Genomic DNA, 26,042 nt, shown 5'->3' with positions numbered 1-26,042 from the left:
TCAGCTCACCGCCCGAGGACCGGTCCGCAACTCGCCTCGCATCAGCTCGTCTTCATCGCGGTGCCCAGCGCCTGCTGCAACTGAGCGACGTCCTGGCTGCCACTGAACTGGCTGATCGCGGACAGGATGTCGTTGTTCTGGCCCAGCGTGCACGCGGCACCGTGAGCGCAGGACGGGACGATCTTGTCCTTCTTCCAGTCCGCCATCGCCGCCTGCTGGTACTTCGGGTAGTCCGCCGGGTTGGCGTCCGACCGAGCCGGGATCGAGCCCTTCTTGGTGTTGAACGCCTTCTGCCCCTCGGCCGAGCCGGTGACCTTCAGCCAGCACTTGGCGCCGTCGGGGTTCTGCCCGTTGGTCGGCAGCGTGAACGAGTCCGCCAGGTACTGGAAGTTGCCCGCCGTACCCGGAGCCGGCCAGTAGGTGTAGGCCGTGTCCGGCACCTTGTCGGCCAGCTGCTGCGCGGCGACCCAGTCACCCATCAGCGTGTAGCCGGCCTGGCCCTTGTTCACGTACCCCAGCGCGTCCGGCCAGTCGATCGCCTCGCGGTCGGCGTTGGTGAAGCCGAGCAGGGTCTTGTACTTGTTCAGCGCGGCCGTCACGTCGCCGCCGGCCCAGTCGGTCTTGCCGTCCCAGAGCCCGGTGAACTTGTCCGGCCCGAGCTCGGCCAGCAGCACGGCCTCGACCAGCATCTGCTGGGCGAAGCCCTTGGAGATCGCCAGCGGCGCCTTCACCCCGGCGGCCTTCAGCTTGTTGAGGTCGGCGATCCAGGCGTCCACGCTGGCCGGAGCCGTGGCGCCGTCGATGCTCGCCTTCTTCAGCACCGTCGGGTTGGCCCACACCACGTTCGCGCGGTGCACGTTGGCCGGGATCGAGTAGATCTTGCCGTCGACGGTCAGGTTGTCGATCAGGTTCTGCGGGAAGGCCTTGTCCAGCCCGAAGTCCTTGTACAGCTGGCTGACGTCGTCGACCTGGCCGGCGTTGATGTAGTCCTTCAGCTCGGCGCCGGCATGCGCCTGGAAGGTGGACGGCGGCTTGCCGGCCTGCAGGTCGTTGGCCAGCACCTGCTTCGCGTTCGAGCCGGCGCCACCCGCGACCGCGGAGTTGACGAACTTGAAGTCGGTGCACTCGGTGCCGAACACCGAGACCAGGCCGTCCAGACCGGCCTTCTCACCACCGTCTGCCCACCAGGTGAAGACGGTGACGTCCTTGGTCGCGGCCGCGTCCCCTCCGTCGCCACCATCGTCGCTGTTCCCGCAGGCGCTGACCGCGAGAAGACCCGCCGCACCCAGCACCGCGACGGCCTTGCTCAGACCACCACGCATGTTTTCACTCTCCGATCAGTTGATGGAGCCGCCTGTGACAACGATGCCCCCTTGACGGCCCAACTCTGGGCACGCCGCGCGCCAGGTGTCAACGATCCGCGCAACCGCGTTGCGCAGCCGTGACCCCCGGTGGGGCTCACGTGTGAGAGCGCGCACATCGAGCGCCCGACCGGGCACCGCGCGCACTGAGATTGCGCGTTTGTGACTACGGTGTGAGCAGAACCTTGATCGCGCGGCGCTCGTGCATGGCCTGGTAGCCCTCGGCTACATCGGCGAGCGGGAGCTCGGAGTCGAACACCAGGCCTGGGTTGATCTCTCCGGACAGCACGTCGGCCATCAGTTCGGGCAGGTATGCCCGCACCGGCGCCATCCCGCCGGCCAGCCCGACGTTGCGGCTGAACATCGTGCGGATCGGCACCTCGACCCCGTGCGGCACTCCCACGAACCCGACCGTTGCCCCGGCCCGCGCGACGTCGAAGGCGGTCGTCATCGCCTGCCCGGTCCCGACACACTCCAGTACGGCGTCCGCCCCGACCCCACCGGTCAACTCGAGTACGGCGTCCCGCGCCGCGTCACCGCGTTCGGCAATGATGTCCGTGGCACCGAACTTCGCCGCAAGCTTCTGCCGTGGTTCGTGCCGCGACAGGGCGACGACCCGCTCCGCGCCCATCCGCGAAGCAGCCAGTACGCCGCACAGCCCGACAGCACCGTCTCCGACCACCACGACCGTGTCACCGGCCTTCACCCGGGCGGCCCGCGCCGCATGCCAGCCGGTGCCCATCACGTCGGACAGCGTGAGCAGCGACGGGACGAGGGAGTCGTCCGGCGGCTCAGGCGTGGCGACGAGCGTGCCATCGGCGTACGGAAGCTTGACGTACTCCCCTTGACCGCCGTCGGCCAGGCTGCTGCCGTAGCCGACCAGATTCTGGCAGGCGGTCTGGTAGCCGGCCTGGCAGTGCGGGCAGGTCCCGTCGCTCACCACGAACGGCGCGACCACGAAGTCACCCGGCTTGACCGTGCGGACGTCGCTGCCGATCTCCTCGACGATCCCGACGAACTCGTGCCCGATCCGGCTGCCCGGCCGGATCTTGTTCTCCCCACGGTACGGCCACAGATCCGACCCACAGATGCACGAGGCAACCACCCTCACCACCGCATCCGTCGGCCCGTCGAGCTTCGGATCGGCGACATCGCTCAGCCGGACGTCGTACGGCGCATGGATCGTGGTGGCTCGCATGGCCTCACACTACGAGAAAGACCACCGATCCCGGCGCGGCCGCGGCGAACTCGTCCGGGTCCGCGCTCGTGACGGCGCCGACGTGGATGAAGAACGGCACACCGTTGGGGACCTCGGCCGGAAACGCCCGGAGCACCGCCTCCTTCTCGGCCGGATCCACGACCTCCTCCAACCGGACCCGCCTGGACTTCCGGCCGGCTGCGAGCACGCCCCACCCGGCGGCCTGTGCGTTACGCACCCAGTCCGAGGTCGGCACCGGACTCAGGATGTAGCGCCTCCCGTCCACGGTCAGCGGCGAGACCGGGGTCGTCCGCATCGCACCGCTCGAGCGGCCGGGCACGGACAGCACGTGGATGGTGCCGAGCGGCAGCCCGGCGCGGGACAGCAGCCTGACCAGTCGGTTCACCGGCTTCAGCCAGCCGGGCAAAGGCGTCGTGACAGCCATCGCAACCTCCGCTTTATTTCGACGATCGAAACATTGGATCGAGGGTAGACTATTTCGAGTGTCGAAACAAAGCCTGATCGGGGAGATCACCGAGGCGGTGGTGCGGTTCCAGAACGCCACGGATCGGGTGGACGCCGCGGCGGCTTCGGCGCTCGGCGTGAATCGGACCGATCTGCTGTGCATCGGGCTGCTGCTGCGCAGCGGTGGACTGACCGCGGGGCAGCTCGCGGTCGAGGCGGGTCTGAGTCCGGCCGCGACGACCGCTGCGATCGAGCGGCTGGAAGGCTTCGGGTACGCCGTACGCACGAAGGACGACGCTGATCGGCGCCGGGTGCTGGTGACGGCGACGCCGTTGGTGGCGGGGCGCGTGGAGAAGCTGTACGGCCCGGTCAGGCCGTCCGGGACAGCGGTGCTGTCGCGCTACACCCGGGCGGAGTTGGAGACGATTCACCGGTTCCTGGTCCAGGGTGAGGAGTTGCAGGACCGGGAGGCGAAGCGGATCCGGGGTCAGAGCGTGTAGTAGCGGCCGCGGCGGTGGACCAGGGCGGGGGTCTCGTCGGGCGAGAGCTCGACGTGGGCGATCTCGAGCTGGACCTGGAGGGCCCAGCCGACCTCGGGTGGGTCTGGGGTGACCAGGGTGCAGCCGGCCCAGGTCTCGACGCCGACCGGCGCCGGACCCCATTCAGTGTCGGTCCAGTCGATCATCTTGAACGGACCGCCAGGTGCCGGGGCGACGTACCCGAACGCGTCGGCCAGTTGGCGATGCGGTTCGCCGAGCAGGGCGACGACCGCGGTTCTTGCCTGCTGCAACGTTTCCCAGAGGTCCGAGTCCGGGTCGATCAGGCCGACGACATACCCCGGGTCACCGTCCGCCACGATCATCGACGCCACGGTCAGGCCGGCCCGCTTGCCGTCGTACGCGGTGGTCCAGAGACCAACGGGCGACGCCAGCCGGCCGCGCAAGCGCCGTACCGGGCTCCGCTCGGACTCGGACGGCAGGAACGGATGATCGCCGTGGATCGTCATGCAAGAACGGTACTCAGCCGGCTGTCACCCGCGACGGCAGGGCGAACTGTTCGATCGGCTGCATCCGCAGTCCGCCGGCGGACCGGATCGACTCCGGGCGGCCGTCCGCGCCGAACGTGAAGTGGTACCGCTGGCCGTACGACCCGCCGCCGTGGTCCTCGGTTACCAGCAGGGTGTCGCCGTCGACCTCCAGCGTCGGCGGCTTGTCCGCCGGATCGCCCAGGGTTGGATCGACCGTGTACAGCCGCCCGCCGAGCTCGACGATGTCGGTGACGCCCCAGAGCCCGGCGTACCGTCCGGTGAAGCGGCTCAGGTCGGCCGACTGCCCCGGGCGCTCCTTCGACTGCGCCAGGTCGAGCAGCTTGAACAGGCTCTCGGCCAGCTGCTGCGCCGGCCCGTCGATCGCGTTCGTCAACACCGACACCGCGATCCCGGCCTTGCCGTCGACCAGCGACCGCGTGATGTGGCCCGGGTAGCCGCCGCCGTGGCCGAACAGCTCCCGGTCGCCGGTCTTCGCCAACTGCAGACCGAGCCCGTACTTCGGCCAGTCGTCGGTCCCGACGCTCCACTGCGCGTGCTGCATCTGGCGCTTCGACGAGTCGGTCAGCAGCCGGTCGTCGCCGGGCAAGTGCGCGGAGAAGTACGTGACCAGGTCGGTCGCGGTGCCGTAGAACCCGGTCGCGGCGGCCAGCGCCTGGGTGTCGACGTGGTCGATCGGCACGCGCGTGTCGGCGTACGCGAGGGAGCTGTAGCCGGTGGCGTACTCCGCGCTCCGCGCCGGATCCAGCTCGGGTCCGAGGTCGGACAGCCCGAGCTTCTCGACGATCTCGGTCCGGACATGGTCGTTGTACGACCGGCCGGTCGCGCCCTCGATCACCAGCCCGAGCAGCCCGTAGCCGATGTTGGTGTACTTGAACCGCTCGTGCTCCGCGATCACCGCGGCCTCCGGCGACCGCAGTACTGCGAGCAGCTCGTCGCGATCGGGGAACGGCTGCGCGAGCTGCCAGAAGTCCGCGTCGTCGCTGTCCCGGGTCAGGCCGCCGGCATGACTCAGCAGATCCCGCAACGTCAGCTTGCCGGCCGGCGCGTCGACCAGCTCGGTGACGTGCATCTCCGCCTTGTCGTCGAGCCGCAGCCGGCCCTTCTCGACCAGCTGCAGCACGGCCGTCCCGGTGAACGTCTTCGAGTGCGACGCGATCCGGAACAGGTGCCGTTCGGTCAGCGGTACGGCGCCTTCCACGTCAGCCAGACCGTACGCCGCGCTGAGGGCGACCGAGCCGTTCGCGAACACGGCCGCCTGCACGCCCGGCACCCGCAGATAGCGCTGTCTGAACGCGAGCCAGCTGCGGTAGTAGGTCAGAACTTCCTGCAGAGACGCACCATCAGACATGACGCCTAGACTGAATGACGCGGAAGCGACTCGCAACGTAAGCGCCGTCGGTGTATGTCGCGTTGGCGGCCGGGTTGGCGCCGGTGCCGTGGAAATCGCTGAAAGCAGCCGATTGATTGACGAACACCTGACCGGTCAGGTTCTCCGACAGCGCGACCCCCGCGTCCAGGGCGGCCTCCCGCGCCGCGTCCAGGGTCTTGGCGTCGGTCGAGTAGATCCCGGCCGTCATCGCGCCGCCGTCGGTGACGGTCTTGCGGAACAGGTCGATCGACTCGTCGGTGTCGGCCGTCTTGACCAGGAACGACACCGGCCCGAAGCACTCGCGCCCGTACACCTCCTCGTCCTTGGCGTCGATCGCGACCAGGAGCGGCGTGCGGACCAGGGCGTCCGGGAAGGCCGGGTGCTGGATCGAGCGTGACTCGAGCACGACGTCGCCGTACTCCGGGGCGAGCTCGAGCCGGCTGATCACGGCCTGGTTGACGATGCCGCCGAGGATCTCGACCGCGCGGGCGTCGTCGCCGAGCAGCTTGCCCATCGCGCCGGCGATCCCGGCGCCGACCTCCTCGAAGGACTTGCGGCCCTCGTCGGTCTCGATGCCGCCGGCCGGGATGAAGAGGTTCTGGGTGGTGGTGCACATCTGGCCGGAGTACAGCGACAGGGTGAAGGCCAGGTTCCCGGTCAGCGCCTTGAACGCGTCGGTCGAGTCGATGATGACCGCGTTCACGCCGGCCTTCTCGGTGAAGACGGTCGCCTGGGTCGCGTTCTGCTCCAGCCACTCGCCGAACTCGCTGCCGCCGGTGAAGTCGACCAGCTTGACCTCGGGCCGGGTCGCCAGCGGCTTGGCCAGGCCGTCGCCGGCCCGCTCGGCGGCCAGCGTCACCAGGTTCGGGTCGAGGCCGGCCTCGGCGAGCACCTCGCGGCACACCTGGACGGTGATCGCCAGCGGCAGGACGGCCAGCGGGTGCGGCTTGACGACCACGGCGTTGCCGGTGACCAGCGACGCGAACAGGCCGGGCCAGGAGTTCCAGGTCGGGAACGTGTTGCAGCCGATCACCAGCGCGACGCCGCGACCGGCGACGGTGAACGTCTTCTCCATCCGGATCGGGTCGCCCTTGGCCGGCTTCTCCCAGGTCGCCTCGGCCGGGTAGCGGTTCATCTCCTCGTAGGAGTACGCGACCGCCTCGAGCGCCCGGTCCAGCGCGTGCGCGCCACCCGCTTGGAACGCCATCACGAACGCCTGGCCGCTGGTGTGCTGAACCGCGTTGGCCAACTCGAAGACGCGCTTGTGCAGCCGGTCGAGGATCTCCAGGGTGACCCCGGTCCGGCCGTCGATCCCGGCGTTGCGCCAGTCCTTGAGCCCGGCCTGTGCCGCCGCGAGCAGGTCGTCGAGACCGTCCTCGACCATGCGTGGGTAAGCGATGTCCAGCTTGATGCCGTACGGCGAGTGCTCGGTGACCACCTCGCCGCGCGACCCCGGGATCTCCAGCGGGAACGTCGTACCGAGGTAGGCCTCGAACGCGGCCTTGCCGTCGGCGGCCGCGGTCTCGCCGTACACCCGCGGACTGGGCGACTCCGGGAAGGCGGAGTGGTAGCCGCGGCCGCGGATCGCCTTCAGCGCGTCGTCGAGGCGCTCGCGGTGGGTCGCCAGCCAGTCGGTCATGGGTCCTCCAAGCTCGGGGTCTGCGTCTGTGATGTTACAGTCGATGCCGCGACCGGGGATAGAGTGTCACAAGCCTTCTTCTCGATAGGGCAGGTATGGCTGACGATTTGGCGGCCCGGGTGGCCGCGGCGATGTGGGCGGAGGACACCGCCTCCGCCGGCCTGGGGATGCGGCTGGCCGAGGTCGGCGACGGATTCGCCCGGATCGAGATGCCGGTGCGCGAGGACATGGTGAACGGGCACGGTATCGCGCATGGTGGATTCGTGTTCTGCCTGGCCGACTCCGCGTTCGCGTTCGCGTGCAACTCGCGCAACCAGGTCACGGTCGCGCAGACCTGCGACATCGTCTTCGTCGCCCCGGCCAAGCATGGTGACGTGCTCGTCGCCGAGGCGCGGGAGCGGACGTCGTACGGCCGGAACGCGATCTACGACGTGACCGTCCGGCGCGGCGACGAGGTGATCGCCGAGTTCCGCGGCCGCAGCCGTCAGTTGTCCGGCACGATCATTTCCCCGGAGGAAGAGTCATGACGCGTGAGGCGTTTCTGGTTGATGGTGTGCGGACGCCGATCGGCCGGTACGGCGGTGCGCTCGCACCCGTCCGCCCCGACGATCTGGCCGCTGGGGTCGTGTCCGCTCTGCTGGGCAGACACTCTTCTCTTGACCCCGCGATGATCGACGACGTGATCCTCGGCTGCGCGAACCAGGCCGGCGAGGACAACCGGAACGTGGCCCGGATGGCGGTGCTGCTGGCCGGCCTTCCCGCCCAGGTGCCTGGTACGACGATCAACCGGCTGTGCGGATCCGGGTTGGACGCGGTCGCGTCGGCGGCCCGGTCGATCATTGCCGGAGACAACGAGATCGTGGTCGCCGGCGGCGTCGAGTCGATGTCCCGGGCGCCGTTCGTGATGCCCAAGGCAACGACCGCGTTCGCGCGGCAGGCCGAGATCTTCGACACCACGATCGGGTGGCGGTTCGTGAACCCGGTGCTGCAGCAGCAGTACGGGATCGACTCGATGCCGGAGACGGCCGAGAACGTCGCCGCGGACTTCGGCGTCTCCCGCGAGGACCAGGACCTGTTCGCCCTGCGCAGCCAGCAGCGCGCGGCGAAGGCGCAGGCGAACGGGCGGCTGACCGAGGAGATCGTGCCGGTCTCGGTCCCGGGCAAGCGAGGCGCTGTGACTGTCGTCGAGGTCGACGAGCACCCGCGGGAGACCTCGCTCGAGGCGCTGGCCGGGCTCAAGACGCCGTTCCGCTCCCCCGGCACGGTCACTGCGGGCAACGCCTCCGGCGTGAACGACGGTGCGGCCGCTCTTTTGGTGATGAGCGGTGCGGCCGTCGAGCGGCTCGGAGTCACACCGTTGGCGAGGATCGTCGGTACGGCGGCGGCCGGCGTGCCACCGCGGATCATGGGAATCGGCCCGGCCCCGGCCACGCGCAAGCTGCTCGACCGGTCCGGTGTCGCGCTGTCGGACGTCGGCGTGATCGAGCTGAACGAGGCGTTCGCGTCGCAGTCCCTCGCCGTACTGCGGGAGCTCGGTCTGCCCGACGACGCCGAGCACGTGAACCCGAACGGCGGCGCGATCGCGCTCGGCCATCCGCTCGGGATGTCGGGCGCTCGACTCGCGCTCACCGCTGCCCTCGAGCTTCGCCACCGCGACGCCGGGTACGCGCTGGCCACCATGTGCATCGGAGTGGGCCAGGGCATCGCGACCCTGCTCGCTCGTCCGTGACCTGGAGGTGTCGTGATGCTCGGCGAGCCCTGTCCCGAGGACCTGCGTGACGACGGCGAGCGGCTGTCCGTCGACGAGCTCCGCTCCCGTCAGCTTTCTCTGCTGCAGTCGACGGTCGCGTCGGCGTACGAGAACGTGCCGCACTACCGGGCCGCGCTGTCCGCGGTGGGATTCGAGCCGGGCGACCTGCGATCGCTGGCGGACCTGAGCAGGCTGCCGTTCACCGCGAAGGCGGATCTGCGGGAGAACTATCCGTTCGGGATGTTCGCCGTACCGCGGTCTGAAGTGGTGCGGGTGCACGCCTCCTCGGGTACGACGGGACGGCCGACGGTGGTCGGGTACACCCGGCGCGACCTGGACAACTGGGCCGACCTGATGGCCCGGTCGATCCGTGCTGCCGGTGGCCGGGCGGGCGACGTGTGCCATGTTGCCTACGGCTACGGTCTGTTCACCGGCGGGCTGGGTGCTCATTACGGCGCCGAGCGGCTCGGGTGCACCGTGGTACCGGTGTCCGGCGGGATGACCGAACGGCAGGTCGACCTGATCCGCGACTTCGGCGCCCGGATCATCATGGTCACCCCGTCGTACTTCCTCGCCATCGTCGACGAGCTGGAGTCCCGCGGCCTCGACCCCCGCGACACCTCGCTGCGCATCGGGATCTTCGGCGCCGAGCCCTGGACCGAGCAGATGCGCTTGGAGGTGGAGGAGCGGACGGGCATGCATGCCGTGGACATCTACGGCCTGTCCGAGGTGATGGGGCCGGGCGTCGCGCAGGAATGCGTCGAGACCAAGGACGGCCTGCACATCTGGGAAGACCACTTCTACCCGGAGATCATCGACCCCGTCACCGGCGAGGTCCTCCCCGACGGCTCGGTCGGCGAACTGGTGTTCACCACCCTCACCAAGGAAGCATTCCCCGTCCTGCGCTACCGCACCCGCGACCTGACCCGCCTGCTCCCCGGCACCGCCCGCCCCGGCATGCGCCGGATGGAGAAGATCACCGGCCGCACCGACGACATGATGATCGTCCGCGGCGTCAACGTCTTCCCCACCCAGATCGAGGAACAGATCCTGCTCGTCCCGGGCCTCACCCCGCACTACCTCTGCATCCTCACCCGCCCCACCCGCCTCGACGAATTGACCGTCCAGGTAGAAGCCACCCCCGATTTGGGTGATCGCAATACCGCCGCAGCCCACCTGACCCGCCGAATCAAGGACCGAGTAGGCGTAACCGCCACCGTCGAAGTACTCCCACCCCACACCTTGGAACGCTCCCTAGGCAAAGCCAAACGAATCAAAGACAACCGCGGACTCTGACTCACGCGCGGCTACCGCCGTGCGTTCCGGCTACCGCCGTGCGTTCCGGCTACCGCCGGGTCTGCGCGCTCCTCCGTCGCACGCGATCGACCACCCGGTCGACGTGGTCCGTAGGCGGGCTGTCCCACCGGCCCGGCGGTTGTCGCATCGGCGGTGACCGTCAGACTCCGACTCGAACCGAGGGCTCGGACAGGAACTGGTGACCATCCACAGGCCATTCGCTGTTCGACCCCACCAGAGGGGCGTCACCACAGTCCAAGGCGGCCGACTGCTAGAAACGCAGGTCCTGCAGCCGGTCGGCGTACACGCCACAGACGAACGGACCGGGCTGCTCGCACCGCCTGAGAGGGCCGGCCACAAGCACTCGAACCGCAAGACCTGCTCCGCCTTCGTGAGGTTCGCGTTGGTCAAGCAGAAGACTCGCAAACCCGACCTGGCCAGCGCGGCACGCTCGAGCGGTCGCCTCCGGATCGCATCGTCCTTCGTCAGCACGACGAGATCCTCAGCATCGGCCCAGGCAATCCATTCGGTGTCCTCGACGGTCCGACGTCCGAACACCTCGTGCTTGGTCAACGCTTCGCTGCCCAGTCGACGAACCAGGTGAGGGATCGCGATGCCGCCAAGACCGACGTCGATGTAGAACCTAGGCTGCTCGGATGTGGGGCCGGACAAGGGCCTCGACCTCGGTGGTCTGGATGCCGAACTCGTCGGCGATCAGCTGGTAGGGCTCGCCCGCCCGTGCCAGGTCGACCACATCCTCGACGCGCACACCGACGCCTGCCAGAATCGGCTGCCCGAAGGAGACCAAGGGATCGACAACGACGTCGGCCCCTCGATACGCCACCAGCCGAAGTCTGCTCGCGTAATCGTCGGGCGCCCACTCGACGGATTTCAGCCCGAGCTCGACTACGCCAGGCAGGCCGCCTTGGCTGTCGCGGATTCGCTCCCATGAAGCGCCCTCGCCTTCGGCCGCGATCTCAGCCAGGAGGTCGCGTCCATCGTGGGCGATACGTCGCCAGGCGAGCGGATACGGCCTGTCGAGCTCGTTGCGCAGCCGGATCGCAGCGTCGCGAATCGCACCCAGAGACAGACCGGACTGCCGCAGTTGGCGAAGCATGTGCGTCTCGACCAGGCTCGCGAAGGTGATCGACGCGTCGCTGGTTCGTTGTCGCTCGACGACCTGGAGCGCTCGTGTCTTCACCCAGTAGCCGAGGGTCGAGGGAGGTAGGTCCAGGTGGCTCGCTGTCTCTGCGCGCGTGAGAATCGGCAGGTCGAATCGCGGATCCATCCACACCACCTCCTTCCGTGATCACAGCCTGTCGATGACCAGGATGCCAGTCCGGGCGGACAGTATGCGTTCGGCTATCCACAGAACCGCCTACAGGAGGGGTTCGGGTTGGGGGTGTTTGGGGCGGCGGAAGGTGGGTGGGCGGACGAGGGCTTCTACTTCGAAGTCTTCGAGGTTGTGTTTGGCCGCCAGGTCGCGGTACGTCGTGCCGGTGCGGACTTGGTCGACTACCTCTTCGACGCGGACCTCGGAGTCGGCGACGAGGGGTTGGCCGTGGGAGCGGCGGGGGTCGACGATGACGTCGATGTCGTGGTAGATGACGAGGCGGAGGGTGGCGGCGTAGCCGTCGTCGGACCAGGTGATCGCGGCTGAGCCGCGGCGGAGGACGCCGGGGAGGCCGCCTTGGCTGTCGCGGATGCGTTCCCAGCCTTGCTCGCGACCTTCGGCGGCGATCTCGATCAGCAGGTCGCGGCCATCGTGGGCCAGGCCGGACCACGCCAGCGGGTAGTGGCGGCCGGCACGGGAGCGCAGGGCGACGGCGGCTTCGCCGATCGCCTGCAGGGACAGGCCGGCCTGGCGGAGGTGCCGGAGCATGTGGGTCTCGACGAGGCCGGCGAACGTGATGGTCGGCTCGCCGCGCCCGCCGCTGCGCGCTTCCAGGGCACCGGACCGGAGCCAGTCGCCCAGAGTGGTGGGTGGTAACCCCAGGTGAAGCGCGACCTCGGCGCGGGTGTAGAGCGGAAGGTCGAACCGTGGGTCCACGTCTCACCTCTTCGCGCGGTGCGGGCGCTGTCCGGACCAAGACTGCCAGAAACCGAGTTCCGGACCGGGCCGTCGGGCGGATATGGTGCTGTCAACTGGTGGAGAGGAGGTGAGCGCGATGTGCAGTCCGACCGTCGTGCCGCCCGTCCGCCGTGCCCGCGGCTGAGACCGGGTGGCTCCACATTCACAGGAGCTTTGAATGACCGAAGTACTGCGTCCGCCGCTGACCGCCGACGAGCGCGCTCAGCTGATCGGATGGCTCGACCTGCAACGTTCCTTCGTCCGGATGAAGTGCGAAGGACTCTCCGAAGAAGATGCCCACCGCAAGCTTCTGCCGACGTCGCCGTTGATGACGATCGCGGGGCTGGTGGCGCACCTGCGCTGGAACGAGTACGCGTGGTTCCAGCTCAACGTGGCCGGCGTACCGGACACCGGCCAAACCCCTTGGACCGAGGACGGGCATCCCGACGCGGAGATGTTCGTCGACGACGTGCCGCTGGCCCGGTTGCTCGAGGAGTACGACGCCGAGTGCAAGCAATCCAACGCGGCAATCGCCGGCCTCCCGCTGGAGACCGTCGAACGCGGGCAACCGGCAGACAAGGCGGCCTCGTTGCGGTACGTCCTCTGCCACATGATCGAGGAGACCGCGCGACACGTCGGCCACCTCGACATCATCCGCGAACTCCTCGACGGCCGTACCGGCTACGTGCGGATGGCGGACCCCACATGAGGCCACCACTGACCGGCGACGAACGCGCCCAACTGGTCGGCTGGCTCGACCATCAACGATCGCTGGTCCGGCCGAAGTGCGAGGGCCTCAGCGAGATCGATGCCCATCGCAAGTTGTTGCCCACGTCACCGCTGATGACGGTGGCCGGGCTGGTCGCGCACCTGCGCTGGGTCGAGTACTCCTGGTTCACCGAGAACCTCCTCGGTACGCCGGACACCGGCCAGACCCCGTGGACCGAAGGCGGCCATCCGGACGCCGAGATGTTCGTCGACGACGTACCGCTCGCGCAGTTGCTCGACGAGTACGACGCCGAGTGCAAGCGGTCCAACGAGATCGTCGCCGGCTTCGCGCTCGACGACGTGGAACGGCTCTTGGTCCGCGACGCGGGCCGGGCGTCGGTGCGGTACATCCTCTGCCACATGATCGAGGAGACCGCGCGGCACCTCGGGCACCTCGACATCATCCGCGAGGTGCTCGACGGCGCCACCGGCGACTGAGGTGAGCGGACCGCCAGGCCATCACAATCGCGACCACGAGGACCGGGTGACGCTCGGCCCTGCTCCGGTCAGCGATCTGTGATGGCCTGGCGACCCGCGACAGTGACGCCGAGTGGTGGATAGGATGTCCGGCATCTGGCACGGGGTAGCGACAAGAGGTGTGATGAGGGAACCCTCCGTACGCCGTTATTCCGGGCGGTCAGTCGAGGAGTGGAAGGCTGCGCGGCGCGAGCGGTTGCTGGCCGCCGCGCTGGAGTTGTTCGGGACCGAAGGCTATCCCGCGACGTCCGTGGAACGCCTGTGCACACAGGCGAAAGTGTCCACCCGGCACTTCTACCACGAGTTCCAGAACAAGGAAGCCGTGCTGCTCGCGGTGCACGCGCAGGTGATCGAGCTCGCGGTGCGCAGCACCGGCGACGCGCTGCGCCAGACCGACGGCCGGCCGATCCGCGAGCGGATCGAGGCGGCGGTCGACAGCTACCTGCGCACGATCATGGAAGACCTGCGCCGGGCCCAAATCTCGTTCGTCGAAGTGGTCGGGACCAGTCCCGCGGTCGAGGAGCAGCGGATCGCGTTCCGGGAGCTGATGATCGGCAGCGTGCAGGAGCTCGGTGGCACCGCGGTCGGGCGTGGCGAGATCAAGGACAAGGACTTCCGGTTCCTCGGTCTGTGCTTCTTCGGTGCGGTGAACACCGTCGTCTACGACTGGATGCTGGCCGACCCGCGGCCGCCCGAGCAGACCGTGCAGCAGGCGCTCCGCGACCTGGCCGTCCAACTCATGACGAGCTGAAGCGCTTGCGGAGCTCGGCGAGGGCCTCGTCCCGCGGGAGCGACGCGCCGGCGTCGTACGCCTGCTCGAACGCGCTCGCACCCAGTACGTCGCGCAGTCGGTCGAAGCTCGCGCGGACGTCGGCGGTGGGGATGCTGCGCATGCCACGCATCGCCGCGGCGAGGCCGAGGGTCCGGGCCGCGAGCTCGGTGTCTCCGGCGAGCAGGTCCACCTCCGCGGCGCCTTCCACGATCACCGACGCCACCGGCATGTCGTCGGTGCTCAGGCCCAGCTCCATCGCCTGGCGGCTGTAGGCGACGGCGTCATCGAGCTCGCCACGCGCGACGCTCACCCGGCTCAGCTGCGACAGCATCATCGCCTGGCCGTGCGGCGCCATCCGCTCGGCCTCGAGGTCGAGCATCGAGTACGCGCGCTCCGCCAGCTCCTTGGCCTCGTCGAGCTTGCCTGTCCGCAGCGCGATGCGCGACATCCCGGCGTACGCCATTCCCTGGCCGCTGCGCGAACCGGTCTCCTCGGCCAGCCGCATCGCCCGCTGCAGGTCGGCCCGCGCGCCCTCCAGGTCGCCCAGCTCGATCCGGCTCATCGCGCTCTGGCCGAGGATCTGCGGGACACCTTCGACGGTGCCGAGCTCCTCGAGCAGGCCCATCGACTCGTCCAGCGCTTCGAGGGCGCGCTCGTGGTCGCCCTGGATGCCCAGGTAGCTGGACAGGCCGCGGAGGGCGAGCGAGATGCCCCAGCGGTCGCCGATCGCCCGGAACCCGTCGAGCGCGAGCGTCAGGTCGGCGGCCATCTGGTCGACGTCGCCCTCGTTCTCGCGGAACATCGCGGTCATCATCACGCCCATGTTGCGAGTCCACGGGTCCTGGTGCTCGCGGGCGACCTGCAACGTGTTGAAGCAGGCCGCCTTGTCGCGCCGGATCGCCGACCAGACCGCGTTCGTGAACAGGCCGACACCCGCGCTCGCGACCTGCTCGTGCCGCCGGCTCAGCAGGCGAACCTCGGCCAGCCCACGCACCGCCTGCGGGAACGAGTCGGTCGGGTCCTCACCACTCGACAACGTGCCGAGCGAGAACAGCATCAGCGCCGTCGCCCGGTCCAGCGGCGAGCTAGGACCAGGTACGGCGAGCGCCGCCCGCATCCACGTGACACCTTCGGCCGGGCGACCGCACATGTTCCAGTACTCGCCGAGCGCGGCCACCAGCTGGACGGCCGACCGAGCCGAGCCGCTGTCGATCGCCGTACGCAGAGCGTCGACGAGGTTCTCGTTGTCCGCGGTCAGCCGGGCGATCCACTGGATCTGTTCGGCGGACCGCAGCTTCGGCCGGGCCTGGCGGAGCAGGCGGCTGAAGTACTTGGTGTGTGCGTTCCGGAAGTACCCGTACTCACCCGAGTCCTGCAGCTGCTCGGCGGCGTACGCGCGGACCGTCTCGAGCATGCGGTAGCGCACGGACCGGTCGTCGGCCGCTGCCTCGACGAGTGATTTGTCGACAAGGGACGCCAGTACGCCGAGCACGGACTCGGGCGGCAGGTTGTCGTCGCTGCACACCTGCTCGGCGGCCTCGAGCGTCGCACCGCCGGAGAAGAGCGACAGCCGCCGCGCGACCGCCTGTTCCTCCGGGTCGAGCAGCTCCCAGCTCCACTCCACGACTGCACGCAACGTCTGGTGGCGGGGCAGCGCCGTACGCGATCCGCTGGTCAGCAAGCGGAACCTATCCGCCAGCTTGTCGACGATCTGCGCCGGAGTGAGCGCCCGCAGGCGCGCCGCCGCCAGCTCGATCGCCAGCGGCATCCCGTCCAGCCGCCGGCAGATCTCGGCGACCGCTGCCCGGTTGGTGTCGGTGAGCATGAAGTCGGGGCGTACGGCGCGGGCCCGGTCGACGAACAGCTGCATCGCCGGGTAGTCGCCGTCGGCGTCGTTGTCCTCGGGCGGCAGGCCCAGCGGCCCGACCGGATGCAGGTGCTCGCCCGGGATGCTCAGCGGCTCGCGACTGGTGGTGAGCACCCGCAGCCGTGGGCAGGCCGCGAGCAGCGAGTCGACCAGACCGGCGACTTCGTTGACCAGGTGCTCGCAGTTGTCGAGCACGAGCAGGATGCGGCGATCGGCGATCACCTCGACCAGTCGCTGCGTTGCTGCCCGGCTGGTCGGGAAGTGCTTGGGGGCGAGCGCCGTACTGAGCTCCTCGACGTACTCGGTCGCGCCGAGCGCGGACAGCACAGCCGGCGCGACGTCCGCCGCATCACCGAGTGGCGCAAGCTCGACGAACCAGATCCCGTCGCCGCTCTGCTCCATGAGCGAGCGCCCGGTCTCGGTCGCCAGTCTGGTCTTCCCTGCGCCACCAGGGCCGACCATGGTCACCAGGCGCGTCCCGTCGCTCACCAGGCGGGCCAGCTCGGTCACGTCATCCCGCCGCCCGACGAAGCTGGTCAGTGGTGCACGCAGGTTGCTGCGCGGCTTCGGAGCGGCCGGCGCAGGTACGGCGGTCGTCGTGGCGGGCGGATCGATCGAGTCACCCCGCAGTACTGCGACATGCAGATCTCGGAGCCTGGTCCCGGGATCGGCGCCGAGCTCGTCGGCCAGGGTCTCGCGGACTCGCTCGTACGCGGCCAGCGCCTCGGCTTGGCGGCCGTCGGCGTACAGGGCTCTGATCAGCAGCTCGTGCAGTCGCTCGCGCAGCGGGTGGGCCGTGGCGAGGCCCTCGAGCTCGGCGATCAGCTCGCGAGCGTGACCGCAGCTGACTGCGGCCTCGGCGAGGTGCTCGGTGGCGGCGAGCCGGAGCTCGGCCAGGCGGTCGGCCTCGATGGCGGCGAACGGCAGGTCGCGGAGGTCGGTCAGCGCGTCACCGCGCCAGAGCTTGTCTGCCTGGGTGAGCAGGGTCCACGCCTTCTCCGGGTCGGAGCCGATCAGCCCGCGGCCGCGCCGTACCAGGTCCTCGAACTGGAGGGCGTCGACGCAGTCCGGGCCGATGGTCAGCGTGTAGCCGGCCGGGCCTGACTGGACAGCGATGCTCGACTCGGTGGCGGGCAGGCCGGCGCGCAGGCGGGAGACGAGGGACTGCAGCGCGTTGGCGCTGGGCGCCTCGGTACCCCAGAGGCCGTCGACCAGAGTCTCGACGCTGACCGGTTTGCCCGCGCTCAACGCGAGCCGGGCGAGCAGTCCGCGCAGCCGAACTCCGCGGACGTCCAGCGGAGTCCCGTCGGCCGCCCACATCGCGAGAGGCCCAAGCACCGCTATGCGCACCCGACCAGCCTCGCACATCCCCCCGACCAAATACCCCTGCCGTTTGTCATTGCCTTCCCTTACAGTCGGCAGTCGTGACAGATATCGCCGCGCAGACCCAGACTGCGCTCACCCGCCTCGTCGCGGAACGTCAGACCAAGGGGCGCGTGCCCGGTGTCGTGGGAGCCGTCGCCCGGGACGGGGCGCTGGCCTGGTCCCACGGGGCCGGATCCGCCGACCTGGACGCTCCCGGTGTGCCGCCGACGGCCGACTCGCAGTTCCTGATCGCCTCGCAGAGCAAGACGCTGACCGCGGTCGCGATCATGGCGCTGCGCGACGAGGGCAAGCTCACCCTCGACGACCCGGTCGAGAAGCTGATCCCGGAGAGCAAGCACGAGGGCATCACCGTGCGGCAGATGCTCAGCCACGCCAGCGGGATGCAGCGCGAGCCGGTCGGCGACGTCTGGGACGTGATGAAGTTCCCGGACCGCGACGAGCTGGTCTCGGGCTGGAACGACGCCGAGCGGGTCGGCAAGCCGCACCACCGGTTCCACTACTCGAACCTGGTCTTCTCACTCCTCGGCGAGATCGTCGCCCGCCTCGACGGACGCTCCTGGTACGACGCGATCAAGACCCGGATCCTGGATCCGCTGGAGATGCGCCGTACGACGGTCGGCATGGACGGCGGACCGACAGCCGTCGGCTACTACGTGCCGCCGTTCTCCGACGTTCCGGTCCGCGAGCAACTGCTGAACCTCGGCTCGATGGACGCCTGCGGCGGGCTCGCGAGTACGGCGGAAGACCTGGCGAAGTGGGCCATGTTCGTCGCGAACCCGGTCGACGAGGTGCTGTCGAAGGACACCCTGGACGAGATGTGCCAGGTGCAAATCATGGCCGACCTGGACCGCTGGCAACTCGCCTTCGGCCTGGGCTTCATGCTGCTGCGCCGCGGCGACCGGATCTTCGTCGGCCACGACGGCGGGATGCCCGGTCACATCACGTCGACCTTCGTGCACCGGCCCTCCGGTACTGCGGGCATCGCACTGCAGAGCTCCACCTCCGCGCCGGCGCCGGGCCTGCTGGCCACCGACCTGATCATCAAGGTCCTCGAGGACGACCCGCTCCCGGCCGACCCCTGGGTCCCCGGTACGACGGTGCCGGACGAGCTCGTCGGCGTCCTCGGCACCTGGTTCTCCGAGGGCACCCCGTTCGTCTTCTCGGTCAAGGCCGGCGAGCTCCAGGCCAAGTCCCCCGCCGCAGCCGAGCACCTCGCCCCCGCCGTCTTCACCCGCCTGTCCGAAGACGTCTACCGCACCACCTCCGGCCGCGAAACCGGCGAACTCCTCCGCATCACCCGAGACGCCACCGGCACCCCAACAAAGTTGCACTGGGCAACCTACCTCTGCACCCGCGACCCATTGGCCTTCGGCGAACACCTGCACTGAGTGTCCTCAGTTGCCCGGGGTCTGCTCGTCGGTTAGGCTCTGAGTATTCCCCCAGTTGCTTCGGTGGCTGGGCGCGAGGCCCCACTTCGGTGGGGCTTCTGCTTTTCACCAGTCCTGGGGCTTGTGGACGACCGAGCCCACGGAGTCCAGGATCTTCTGCGGGAACTGGCTTGCTCCCAGGACACCTGGCCTGATCGGCTTGGTGAACGTCGGCCGGCAGGTCTCAGACGACGCAGAAGTCGTTGCCTTCGGGGTCGGCCATCCAGAGGTGGTCGAGGTCGGGGGAGGCGTCTTTGCGGATCTCGTGGACGATGGTGGCGCCGGCCTCGACGAGGGTGGCTGCGACGGCGCGGATGCGTTGTTCGCGCAGCGGTTGGGGTTCGGCGCGGCCGCCGCTGACCTGGAGGTCCAGGTGCAGGCGGTTCTTGACCGTGCGTGGCTCGGGGACCTTGAGGAACGAGATGGCGGGCAGCACGCCGTTCGGGTCGGACAGGCTGGCGCCGTCGTTCCACTCGTCCTCGGGCACGTTCTGGTCGGTCAGGAACGCCTCCCAGGTGTCCCAGCCCGTCGGCGGATCCGAGCCCACGTAGCCGAGCGCCGTACCCCAGAACCGCGCGAGCCGGCCCGGGTCCGCGCAGTCGATCGTCATCGTCCATCTGGTCGTCATACCGCCACTCTGACGGACGCCATGGACAGATCTAGCTGCGCCAACGCGTGGCGCTGAACCCGTGCTCCTTGCCGAAGGCGAACACCTGTGCCGGCTCGACCGCGTAGACGTGCCGCGGATCGAGGTCGGCCGGATCGTAGAACTCGCCGTCCCTGACGAATGGATGCCACCACGGATACTTGACCGGGAACAGGTCCGCGATCGCCTGCAGCCGGGCTCCGTCCCGAACGCGATCGGCAGTCCCTTCGAGAACCAGGTCGACCTCAGCACCGGGCACGGTGACCGCGCAGCCGTTGTTCCGCTCGAGATTGCGGGTCTTGCGGGACCGCCGGAAGGTGACGAAGCAGAACGTTCCGTCGAGCGACACCCCCAGCACCGGCACCACGTGCGGCCGCCCATTCGGGTCGGTCGTCGCAAGCAGGAAGTCCTCCGCCTCGGCAACACGCGTCTGCGCGTCCGCCCAGGTGAGCGCTGTCAGAGGTGTGTCGCGAGGGCTGGACAGTTGCTCGGGTGCCGGTTCCATGTCATCGACACTAGGGTCGACAACAGCATTGCGAAAAGCGATGATTGTTGATCGAATCGATCGCTACTGACGATAGGGGCCGGGAACGTCCCCGGCCCCTATCCGTCGGATGATCAGGTACGGCGGCGGTAGGCGCGGATCGCCAGGGGTGCGAAGACCGCGATCAGGCCGGCCATCCAGGCGAGGGTGATCAGCAGCGGCTTCTGGATGTCGCCGCCGAGCATCAGCGCCCGCATCAGGTCGACCAGGTACTTGACCGGGTTCACGTTCACGAACGCCTGCAGGAACCCCGGCAGCGTGCTGGTCTGCACGAACACGTTGCTGCCGAAGGTGAGCGGGAACATCACCAGGAACGCGATGCCCTGGACCCCCTGCGCCGTTCGCAGCGTCAGCCCGAGCCAGACCCAGATCCAGCACATCGACAGCGCGAACAGCAACACGATCAGGAGCGCCAGCAGGCCGTAGCCGACCCCGTTCTGGAATCGGAACCCGAGCACGAACCCGGTGCTCATCAAGATCACGATCGACAGCGTGTACCGGACCGCGTCACCGAGAACCGCGCCGATCAGCGGCGCCACCCGGGCGATCGGCAGGGACCGGAACCGGTCGAAGACACCCTTGGCGAAGTCGTCGTTCAGCCCGACGCCGGTGCCCATCGTGGAGAACACCACGGTCTGCACCAGCAGCCCTGGCAGCAGGAACGGCAGGTAGTCCCGCCAGGTCCCGCCCTGGGCGATCGCGCCGCCGAACACGAACAGGAACAGCACCAGGAAGATGATCGGCTGGAACGTCACGTCCGCCAGCGCTTCCGGGTTCTGCCGGATCCGGACGATGTTGCGCCAGGCAAGCGTCAGGCTCTGCTCGACCCAGGCGAACGGCCGGCTCCGGCGGCTCGCGTGGGCCGGGGCTTCCAGTGTTGCGGTGGTCATCGACGCACTCCTTCCAGTACGGCGTCCTGCGTCTTCTCCTCGGCGGTGTGCCCGGTGAGGGCGAGGAACACCTCGTCCAGACTCGGCAGCCGCAGCGCCAGCTCGGTGACCGCGATCCCCTCTTCGTCGAGGCGCCGTACCACCACCGGCATCGGCGTGCCGTCGCTGACCGGTGCGCTGACCAGGGTGTTGACGACGTCGACGGTCGGGCGGACGCCGACCGACTCGGCGACGATCGCGGCGACCCGCTCGAGGTGCGCGGGCTCGGCCGGGCGTACGTCGAGCGACTGCCGGCCGGCCTGGGCCTTGAGCTCGGCCGGACGCCCGGAGGCGACCACCTGGCCCTTGTCGAACACCACGATCGAGTCGGCCAGCGCGTCGGCCTCCTCCAGGTACTGCGTGGTGAGCAGCACCGTGGTGCCGTCGAGCACCAGGTTCCGGACCGTCTCCCAGACGCCGTTGCGGGCGTGCGGGTCGAGACCGGTGGTGGGCTCGTCGAGGTAGAGGATGCTCGGGTTCCCGACCAGGCTGGCGGCCAGGTCGAGCCGGCGGCGCATACCGCCGGAGTACGTCTTCGCGATCCGCTCCGCCGCGCCGGTCAGCTCGAACCGCTCCAGCAGCTCGTCCGCCTTGGCCCGGGCCTGCGCCCGCGAGTACCCGAGCAGCCGGCCGATCATGACCAGGTTCCGGCGGCCGGACATGTCCTCGTCGACCGAGGCGTACTGCCCGGTCAGGCCGATGATCCCGCGGACCTTGCCGGCGTCGCGGACGACGTCGTACCCGCCGACCATGGCGTGGCCGCCGTCCGGGCGGATCAGGGTGCCGAGGATGCGGACCGCGGTGGTCTTGCCGGCGCCGTTCGGCCCGAGCACGCCGAGCACGGTGCCGGTCGGCACGCTCAGGTCGACGCCGGCGAGGGCGGTGGTGTCGCCATATTTCTTGACCAAGCCGACCGCCTCGATGGCGACCTGGTTCGTTGTGGTCATCGGTTCCTCCCAGTGGACTCACTTCACTGGGACTACCGTCCGACGCCGTACTGGCACCGCCCTGGCACTCCGCTGTCAGGCCGCTGGCTCAGCCCTTCAGCGGCATGATCTGGTTGGCAAGCAGGGCCTGGTAGGCCTCGGGGTTGTAGCGGGCCAGGTGGCCGCGGGCCTTGCGGCGGTACTTGAGGATCTGCCGGGTGCCGATCGCCCACAGCACGTACTGGAACGCCAGCGCGAACTTGAAGTCGTCGATCGTCTGCGGCGCACCGCCCGACGACACGTCCAGCAGGATGCCGACCATGCCGATGCAGATCAGCATCGCGATGAACCCGCCGGTGTTGACCATCCCGTTGGCCGCCCCGAACCGGGTCGCCGGGTTGAACGTCCGGGCGTAGTCGAGCCCGAGCATCGAGCCCGGTCCGCCGGCCGCCTGGACGACGATCAGCATCAGCAGCACCGGCATCGGCGCCCGGCCCGGCCACAGCAGTACGACGGTCCACATGAGCACCGAGCCGCCGATCACGGCCAGCACGATCCACGACCGGTAGAACGGGAACCTCGCGGCATACCGGCCGACCAGAGGCCCGTAGAACAGGCTCGCCAGCACGGGGAGGATGAGCATCGCGGCAGCCGTGGTCGGAGGGACGCCCTGCCCCTGGACGAGGAACGGGTAGCCCCAGAGCAGACCGAACGTTCCGCCGGAGAAGCTGGTGGTGAAGTGCGTCCACAGCCCGAGCCGTGTGCCCGGCTCCTGCCAGGCGCGGCGCAGGTTGCTCCGTACTTCGGTCAACGACTGCTTGGTCCGCCTGAGCGGCACGTCGTACGGCGTGTCCCTAATCAGGAACAGTACGGCGACACCTGTGACCAGACTGAGCACACTGGCAGCGGCGAACGTGCTGGTCCAGCCGAAGGCGTGGAACGCGGCGGCCATCGGCACGGTCGAGACGATCGCGCCGACACCGCCGAGCATCCCGGTGGCCTGCGACATCACCGGCTGCCGTAGCGCGGGGAACCAGGACATGACGACCCGCAGCACGCTGATGAACACCAGTGCGTCGCCGACACCCAGTACGGCGCGTGCAGCGAGCGCAGCCGGATAGGAGTCGACCAGACTGAACGCGGACTGCGCAGCGAACAGCAGGACCGACGCAGTGATCAGCAGGCGCTTGGAGCCGTACCGGTCCAGCAGGATGCCGACCGGCACCTGCATGGCGGCGTACACAGTCAGCTGTACGACGGTGAAGCTCGCAAGCGCGGATGCGGAGATGTCGAAGCGCTCTGCGGCCTGCAGACCGGCGACACTCATCGAGCCGCGGTGCAGCACCGTCACCAGGTAGGTGAGGACAGCAGTGGTCCACACCGCCCAGGCACGCCGTCCGCCCAGGGGGTAGAGAAGTTCTGTCACCGAGTACTCCGCAGGTCGGTGGCGGCCTCGTTGATGTGGGTGACGACCAGCTCGCGGAACCGCTTCACGCTGTTGCCGTCGAGGGCGTCGATCATCTCCTGGTGCGCGGTGATGGACTTGTCCATCCGGGCCGGCTGCATCTCGATGCCCGGCACCCCCATCCGGACCTGGCGGTCGCGCAGGCTGTTGTACAGCTTGGCCAGGATTTCGTTGCCCGCGGCACCGACGATCGCCTCGTGGAAAGCCCGGTCGGCCTCCAGGAAGCTCTTCGCGTCGCCGGTCCTGCGGTGCGCGCGCATCTCGTCGACGCGCTGGGTGAGCGTCTCGATCAGCTGCCGGCGCCGCGGCCAGACCTTGGCGGCCGCATGCGTCTCGATCAGCTCGCGGGCCTCGAGCACGTCGTCGATCTCCTGCGGGAGCACCGGCAGGACGAGCGCGCCCTTCTTCGGGTACAACTTCACCAGGCCGGACTCCTCCAGCCGGAGCAGCGCCTCCCGGACCGGGGTGCGCGACACCCCGACGGCCGTGGCCAGCTCGCCCTCGGTGAGCAGCTCGCCGCCCGGGTAGGTGCGATCCAGGATCGCGGCCTTCACGTACGCGTAGACCCGCTCGGCGGCCGGGATCTTCTCCACCCCCGGCGCCGCCTCGACCACGACCCGCGCGATCTCCGCGGTCTGGTCGCCCAACTCGATGTCTGCTGCTCTCGCCGGCGCTTGTTCCGGCACCCCGCCTGTCACTGAACCCTCACCCATACGACTCGTATCTCTGTTGTATCTATCCTACAACAGTGGCCCGTCCACCGGTGTTCCCCAGCTTGTCCACCAGTTATCCACAGGTCAATCCACAGATGTGGGCAACTCCCTGTGAACAAGTGAACCGTGTGTAGTGACGATCTTGGGCTTGTGGAGGGTTTCCCCTGCGTTGTGGATGAAGAACTCCGCCGGTTCGGAAATCGCTCTAGAGTCTCCGATTACCGTGCTCGACCGTCCTCGAGGAGACAGTGTGATCCGAACCTCCCGGCCTCGCCGGCTGACTGCCGGCCTGGCCGCCGCCGCCCTGGCCCTGACCGCATTCGGTGCGTCGACGGCGAACGCCGTACCGACCGCTGAGCCGACTTCGGCGGCGGCCGCGCCTGGGCCGCTGATGAACTACGTGGTCAACACCAAGGCGTCCGCCGGGCATGTGAAGAAGGTCGAGAAGGCGGTGGTCGCGGCCGGCGGCACCGTCGTCCAGTCGTACCGGCAGCTCGGCGTGGTGATCGCCCAGTCGACGAACGCCGACTTCAAGACCGCCGTCCGCACCGGCAAGTACGGGCGCGACGTGCAGTCCGTCGGCGCCACCCGGACGGCCGCGGTGAGCGAGGGACCGGCCGGCGGCCTGAAGTCCCTCGGCGAGGTGACGGCCGCGCCGGCGCCGGACCCGCTGGAGAAGGACCAGTGGGACATGGTCCAGATCAAGGCCGACCAGGCGCACGCGGTCACCGACGGCTCCCGCAGCGTCCTGGTCGGCATCAACGACAGCGGTGTCGACGACACCCACCCGGACCTCGCGCCGAACTTCGACAAGGCCGACTCGGTGAGCTGCGTCGACAACGGCGTACCGGACACGGCCGAGGGCGCGTGGCGTCCGACCACCAGCTCGCACGGCACCCACGTCGCCGGAACCGTCGCCGCCGCCCGGAACGGCGTCGGCATCGTCGGCGTCGCGCCGAACGTGCGGATCGCCTCGGTGAAGGTGGTCAACAACGACGGCTTCATCTACCCGGAGTACGCGATCTGCGGCTTCGTCTGGGCCGCCGAGCACCACATGGACGTCACCAACCACAGCTACTTCATCGACCCGTTCGAGTTCTGGTGCAAGGACACCGGTGACCAGGGCGCCGTCCAGGAAGCAGTACGGCGTGCCGTCGACTACGCCACGCATCGCGGCGTCCTGTCCGTGGCCGCGGCCGGCAACTCGAACTACGACCTGGCCAACAAGACCACCGACTCGAACAGCCCGAACGACACGACGCCGGTGACCCGGACGATCAACAACGACTGCCTCGACATGCCGACCGAGCTGCCGGGTGTCGTCACCGTCGCGAGCACCACCCAGGCCGGCGTCCGGAGCGGATTCTCCAACTTCGGCCTGAACAAGATCGACGTCGCCGCCCCCGGCAGCTCGATCCTGTCGACGGTCTGGCCAGGTGGCGGCTACGGCCGGATGAGCGGCACCTCGATGGCGTCCCCGCACGTCGCCGGCGTGGCCGCGCTGATGAAGTCCACCCACCCGTGGTGGGGCCCGAAGCAACTAGAGTCCGCCCTCCGCAACCAGGCCGACGACACCGCCTGCCCCACCACCCCCGACCCCCGCTGCACCGGCACCACCGCCAACAACGCCTTCTTCGGCGAAGGCCTCACCGACTCCCTCGACGCCGTAACCCCCTAACCAGACCGAGTGGGGGTCCCCCGCCCGGGACCCCCACTCCTCAACAACTGTGGTCAGCCCACGCGTCCGCTACGCGCGGCTCCTACGTCGCCGTGCTACGCAGCCGCTCCCACCCACCCGTCTGCTGGGCGCTGCCGCGCCCCCATGCGCGCTGCCGCGCTCCTTCGACCGCCATGTGATGCCGCCGGGCCGTACTCCATCAGCGCTGGTGGAGACGGGCGGTGGAAGGAACTGTTCGTAGAGAGGT

General features: G+C 69.1%; 25 protein-coding genes. 9 read left to right on the top strand and 16 right to left on the bottom strand.

What is annotated here, in order from left to right; all coding sequences use genetic code 11:
• Positions 1–41: 41 nt before the first annotated feature.
• From AB0H36_RS01260 to AB0H36_RS01250, 3 genes are all read right to left on the bottom strand, one after another.
• The gene (locus AB0H36_RS01260) at positions 42–1,322 is read right to left on the bottom strand and encodes an ABC transporter substrate-binding protein (protein ID WP_360514453.1); all 1,281 of its coding nucleotides are present in this window, start codon (positions 1,320–1,322) and stop codon (positions 42–44) included.
• A gap of 205 nt (positions 1,323–1,527) precedes the next feature.
• Positions 1,528–2,559 (bottom strand): zinc-dependent alcohol dehydrogenase family protein, encoded by a 1,032-nt coding sequence (locus AB0H36_RS01255; protein ID WP_360514450.1) that lies wholly within the window; start codon positions 2,557–2,559, stop codon positions 1,528–1,530.
• Positions 2,560–2,563: 4 nt separating this feature from the next.
• Entirely contained in the window at positions 2,564–3,004 is a 441-nt protein-coding gene (locus AB0H36_RS01250) for a deazaflavin-dependent nitroreductase (protein WP_360514447.1), read from the bottom strand.
• Positions 3,005–3,062: 58 nt separating this feature from the next.
• Between AB0H36_RS01250 and AB0H36_RS01245 the strand changes: the two genes are divergently transcribed.
• Complete coding sequence (locus tag AB0H36_RS01245) at positions 3,063–3,524, top strand: MarR family transcriptional regulator (RefSeq protein ID WP_360514444.1); 462 nt, start codon at positions 3,063–3,065, stop codon at positions 3,522–3,524.
• Here AB0H36_RS01245 and AB0H36_RS01240 read toward each other — a convergent pair.
• From AB0H36_RS01240 to paaN, 3 genes are read right to left on the bottom strand one after another with little or no spacing between them, the layout of a single operon-like run.
• Positions 3,512–4,030, bottom strand: a complete 519-nt coding sequence (locus tag AB0H36_RS01240) for a flavin reductase family protein (protein WP_360514441.1) — start codon at positions 4,028–4,030, stop codon at positions 3,512–3,514. The two genes, AB0H36_RS01245 and AB0H36_RS01240, sit on opposite strands and share 13 nt — an antisense overlap.
• A gap of 13 nt (positions 4,031–4,043) precedes the next feature.
• Positions 4,044–5,420, bottom strand: coding sequence for a serine hydrolase (locus tag AB0H36_RS01235; RefSeq protein ID WP_360514437.1), 1,377 nt, complete (start codon positions 5,418–5,420; stop codon positions 4,044–4,046).
• Positions 5,413–7,080, bottom strand: coding sequence for a phenylacetic acid degradation protein PaaN (gene paaN / locus AB0H36_RS01230; protein ID WP_360514434.1), 1,668 nt, complete (start codon positions 7,078–7,080; stop codon positions 5,413–5,415). The genes AB0H36_RS01235 and paaN overlap by 8 nt, the downstream gene beginning before the upstream one ends.
• Positions 7,081–7,175: 95 nt before the next feature.
• Here paaN and paaI point away from each other — a divergent pair, with 95 nt between their 5' ends.
• Genes paaI through paaK form a run of 3 tightly spaced genes read left to right on the top strand, consistent with a single transcriptional unit; the run spans position 7,176 to position 10,126 of the window.
• Entirely contained in the window at positions 7,176–7,607 is a 432-nt protein-coding gene (gene paaI, locus AB0H36_RS01225; RefSeq protein WP_360514431.1) for a hydroxyphenylacetyl-CoA thioesterase PaaI, read from the top strand.
• Positions 7,604–8,809, top strand: coding sequence for a 3-oxoadipyl-CoA thiolase (gene pcaF, locus AB0H36_RS01220; protein WP_360514428.1), 1,206 nt, complete (start codon positions 7,604–7,606; stop codon positions 8,807–8,809). Before paaI ends, pcaF begins: the two co-directional genes overlap by 4 nt.
• A 15-nt stretch (positions 8,810–8,824) precedes the next feature.
• Entirely contained in the window at positions 8,825–10,126 is a 1,302-nt protein-coding gene (gene paaK / locus AB0H36_RS01215) for a phenylacetate--CoA ligase PaaK (RefSeq protein ID WP_360514425.1), read from the top strand.
• A gap of 30 nt (positions 10,127–10,156) precedes the next feature.
• Here paaK and AB0H36_RS01210 read toward each other — a convergent pair whose 3' ends face one another.
• From AB0H36_RS01210 to AB0H36_RS01200, 3 genes are all read right to left on the bottom strand, one after another.
• Positions 10,157–10,798 (bottom strand): hypothetical protein, encoded by a 642-nt coding sequence (locus tag AB0H36_RS01210; RefSeq protein ID WP_360514422.1) that lies wholly within the window; start codon positions 10,796–10,798, stop codon positions 10,157–10,159.
• On the bottom strand, positions 10,770–11,414 hold the full coding sequence (locus tag AB0H36_RS01205) for a DUF433 domain-containing protein (RefSeq protein ID WP_360514419.1): 645 nt from the start codon (positions 11,412–11,414) through the stop codon (positions 10,770–10,772). Before AB0H36_RS01205 ends, AB0H36_RS01210 begins: the two co-directional genes overlap by 29 nt.
• Before the next feature lie 90 nt (positions 11,415–11,504).
• Positions 11,505–12,176 carry a DUF433 domain-containing protein gene (locus AB0H36_RS01200; RefSeq protein ID WP_360514416.1) on the bottom strand — a complete coding sequence of 224 codons (672 nt, stop codon included), beginning with the start codon at positions 12,174–12,176 and terminating at the stop codon, positions 11,505–11,507.
• 199 nt (positions 12,177–12,375) lie between these two features.
• Here AB0H36_RS01200 and AB0H36_RS01195 point away from each other — a divergent pair, with 199 nt between their 5' ends.
• The 3 genes from AB0H36_RS01195 to AB0H36_RS01185 all read left to right on the top strand — a co-directional run bounded on the left by AB0H36_RS01195 (position 12,376) and on the right by AB0H36_RS01185 (position 14,193).
• Entirely contained in the window at positions 12,376–12,906 is a 531-nt protein-coding gene (locus AB0H36_RS01195) for a DinB family protein (RefSeq protein WP_360514413.1), read from the top strand.
• Positions 12,903–13,403: a DinB family protein gene (locus tag AB0H36_RS01190; RefSeq protein WP_360514410.1), complete on the top strand. Its 501-nt coding sequence runs from the start codon at positions 12,903–12,905 to the stop codon at positions 13,401–13,403. Before AB0H36_RS01195 ends, AB0H36_RS01190 begins: the two co-directional genes overlap by 4 nt.
• 163 nt (positions 13,404–13,566) lie before the next feature.
• Positions 13,567–14,193, top strand: coding sequence for a TetR/AcrR family transcriptional regulator (locus AB0H36_RS01185; RefSeq protein WP_360514407.1), 627 nt, complete (start codon positions 13,567–13,569; stop codon positions 14,191–14,193).
• Here AB0H36_RS01185 and AB0H36_RS01180 read toward each other — a convergent pair.
• The gene (locus AB0H36_RS01180) at positions 14,180–17,431 is read right to left on the bottom strand and encodes a BTAD domain-containing putative transcriptional regulator (RefSeq protein WP_360514404.1); all 3,252 of its coding nucleotides are present in this window, start codon (positions 17,429–17,431) and stop codon (positions 14,180–14,182) included. The two genes, AB0H36_RS01185 and AB0H36_RS01180, sit on opposite strands and share 14 nt — an antisense overlap.
• A gap of 74 nt (positions 17,432–17,505) precedes the next feature.
• Here AB0H36_RS01180 and AB0H36_RS01175 point away from each other — a divergent pair, with 74 nt between their 5' ends.
• Positions 17,506–18,855 (top strand): serine hydrolase domain-containing protein, encoded by a 1,350-nt coding sequence (locus AB0H36_RS01175; RefSeq protein WP_360514401.1) that lies wholly within the window; start codon positions 17,506–17,508, stop codon positions 18,853–18,855.
• Between the two features lie 223 nt (positions 18,856–19,078).
• Here AB0H36_RS01175 and AB0H36_RS01170 read toward each other — a convergent pair whose 3' ends face one another.
• The 6 genes from AB0H36_RS01170 to AB0H36_RS01145 form a co-directional block, all read right to left on the bottom strand.
• A complete protein-coding gene (locus AB0H36_RS01170; protein WP_360514398.1) occupies positions 19,079–19,522 on the bottom strand; it encodes a VOC family protein in 444 nt (147 codons plus the stop codon).
• 31 nt (positions 19,523–19,553) lie between these two features.
• Positions 19,554–20,045 (bottom strand): pyridoxamine 5'-phosphate oxidase family protein, encoded by a 492-nt coding sequence (locus AB0H36_RS01165; protein ID WP_360514395.1) that lies wholly within the window; start codon positions 20,043–20,045, stop codon positions 19,554–19,556.
• A gap of 113 nt (positions 20,046–20,158) precedes the next feature.
• Positions 20,159–20,974 carry an ABC transporter permease gene (locus tag AB0H36_RS01160; protein ID WP_360514392.1) on the bottom strand — a complete coding sequence of 272 codons (816 nt, stop codon included), beginning with the start codon at positions 20,972–20,974 and terminating at the stop codon, positions 20,159–20,161.
• Positions 20,971–21,960 carry an ATP-binding cassette domain-containing protein gene (locus AB0H36_RS01155; protein WP_360514389.1) on the bottom strand — a complete coding sequence of 330 codons (990 nt, stop codon included), beginning with the start codon at positions 21,958–21,960 and terminating at the stop codon, positions 20,971–20,973. Before AB0H36_RS01155 ends, AB0H36_RS01160 begins: the two co-directional genes overlap by 4 nt.
• Positions 21,961–22,048: 88 nt before the next feature.
• The gene (locus AB0H36_RS01150; RefSeq protein WP_360514386.1) at positions 22,049–23,365 is read right to left on the bottom strand and encodes an MFS transporter; all 1,317 of its coding nucleotides are present in this window, start codon (positions 23,363–23,365) and stop codon (positions 22,049–22,051) included.
• Complete coding sequence (locus tag AB0H36_RS01145) at positions 23,362–24,102, bottom strand: GntR family transcriptional regulator (RefSeq protein ID WP_360514383.1); 741 nt, start codon at positions 24,100–24,102, stop codon at positions 23,362–23,364. Before AB0H36_RS01145 ends, AB0H36_RS01150 begins: the two co-directional genes overlap by 4 nt.
• Before the next feature lie 265 nt (positions 24,103–24,367).
• On the opposite strand from AB0H36_RS01145, the gene AB0H36_RS01140 reads away from it, so the two are divergent.
• Positions 24,368–25,795, top strand: a complete 1,428-nt coding sequence (locus tag AB0H36_RS01140) for a S8 family serine peptidase (protein ID WP_360514380.1) — start codon at positions 24,368–24,370, stop codon at positions 25,793–25,795.
• Positions 25,796–26,042: the final 247 nt, after the last annotated feature.

Origin of the sequence: Kribbella sp. NPDC050820, from assembly GCF_040653975.1 — a bacterium.
In the GTDB taxonomy this organism is placed as follows: Bacteria; Actinomycetota; Actinomycetes; order Propionibacteriales; family Kribbellaceae; genus Kribbella.
Note: the sequence above shows the minus strand (reverse complement) of the source record. Positions and strands in the feature narration are given on the sequence as shown.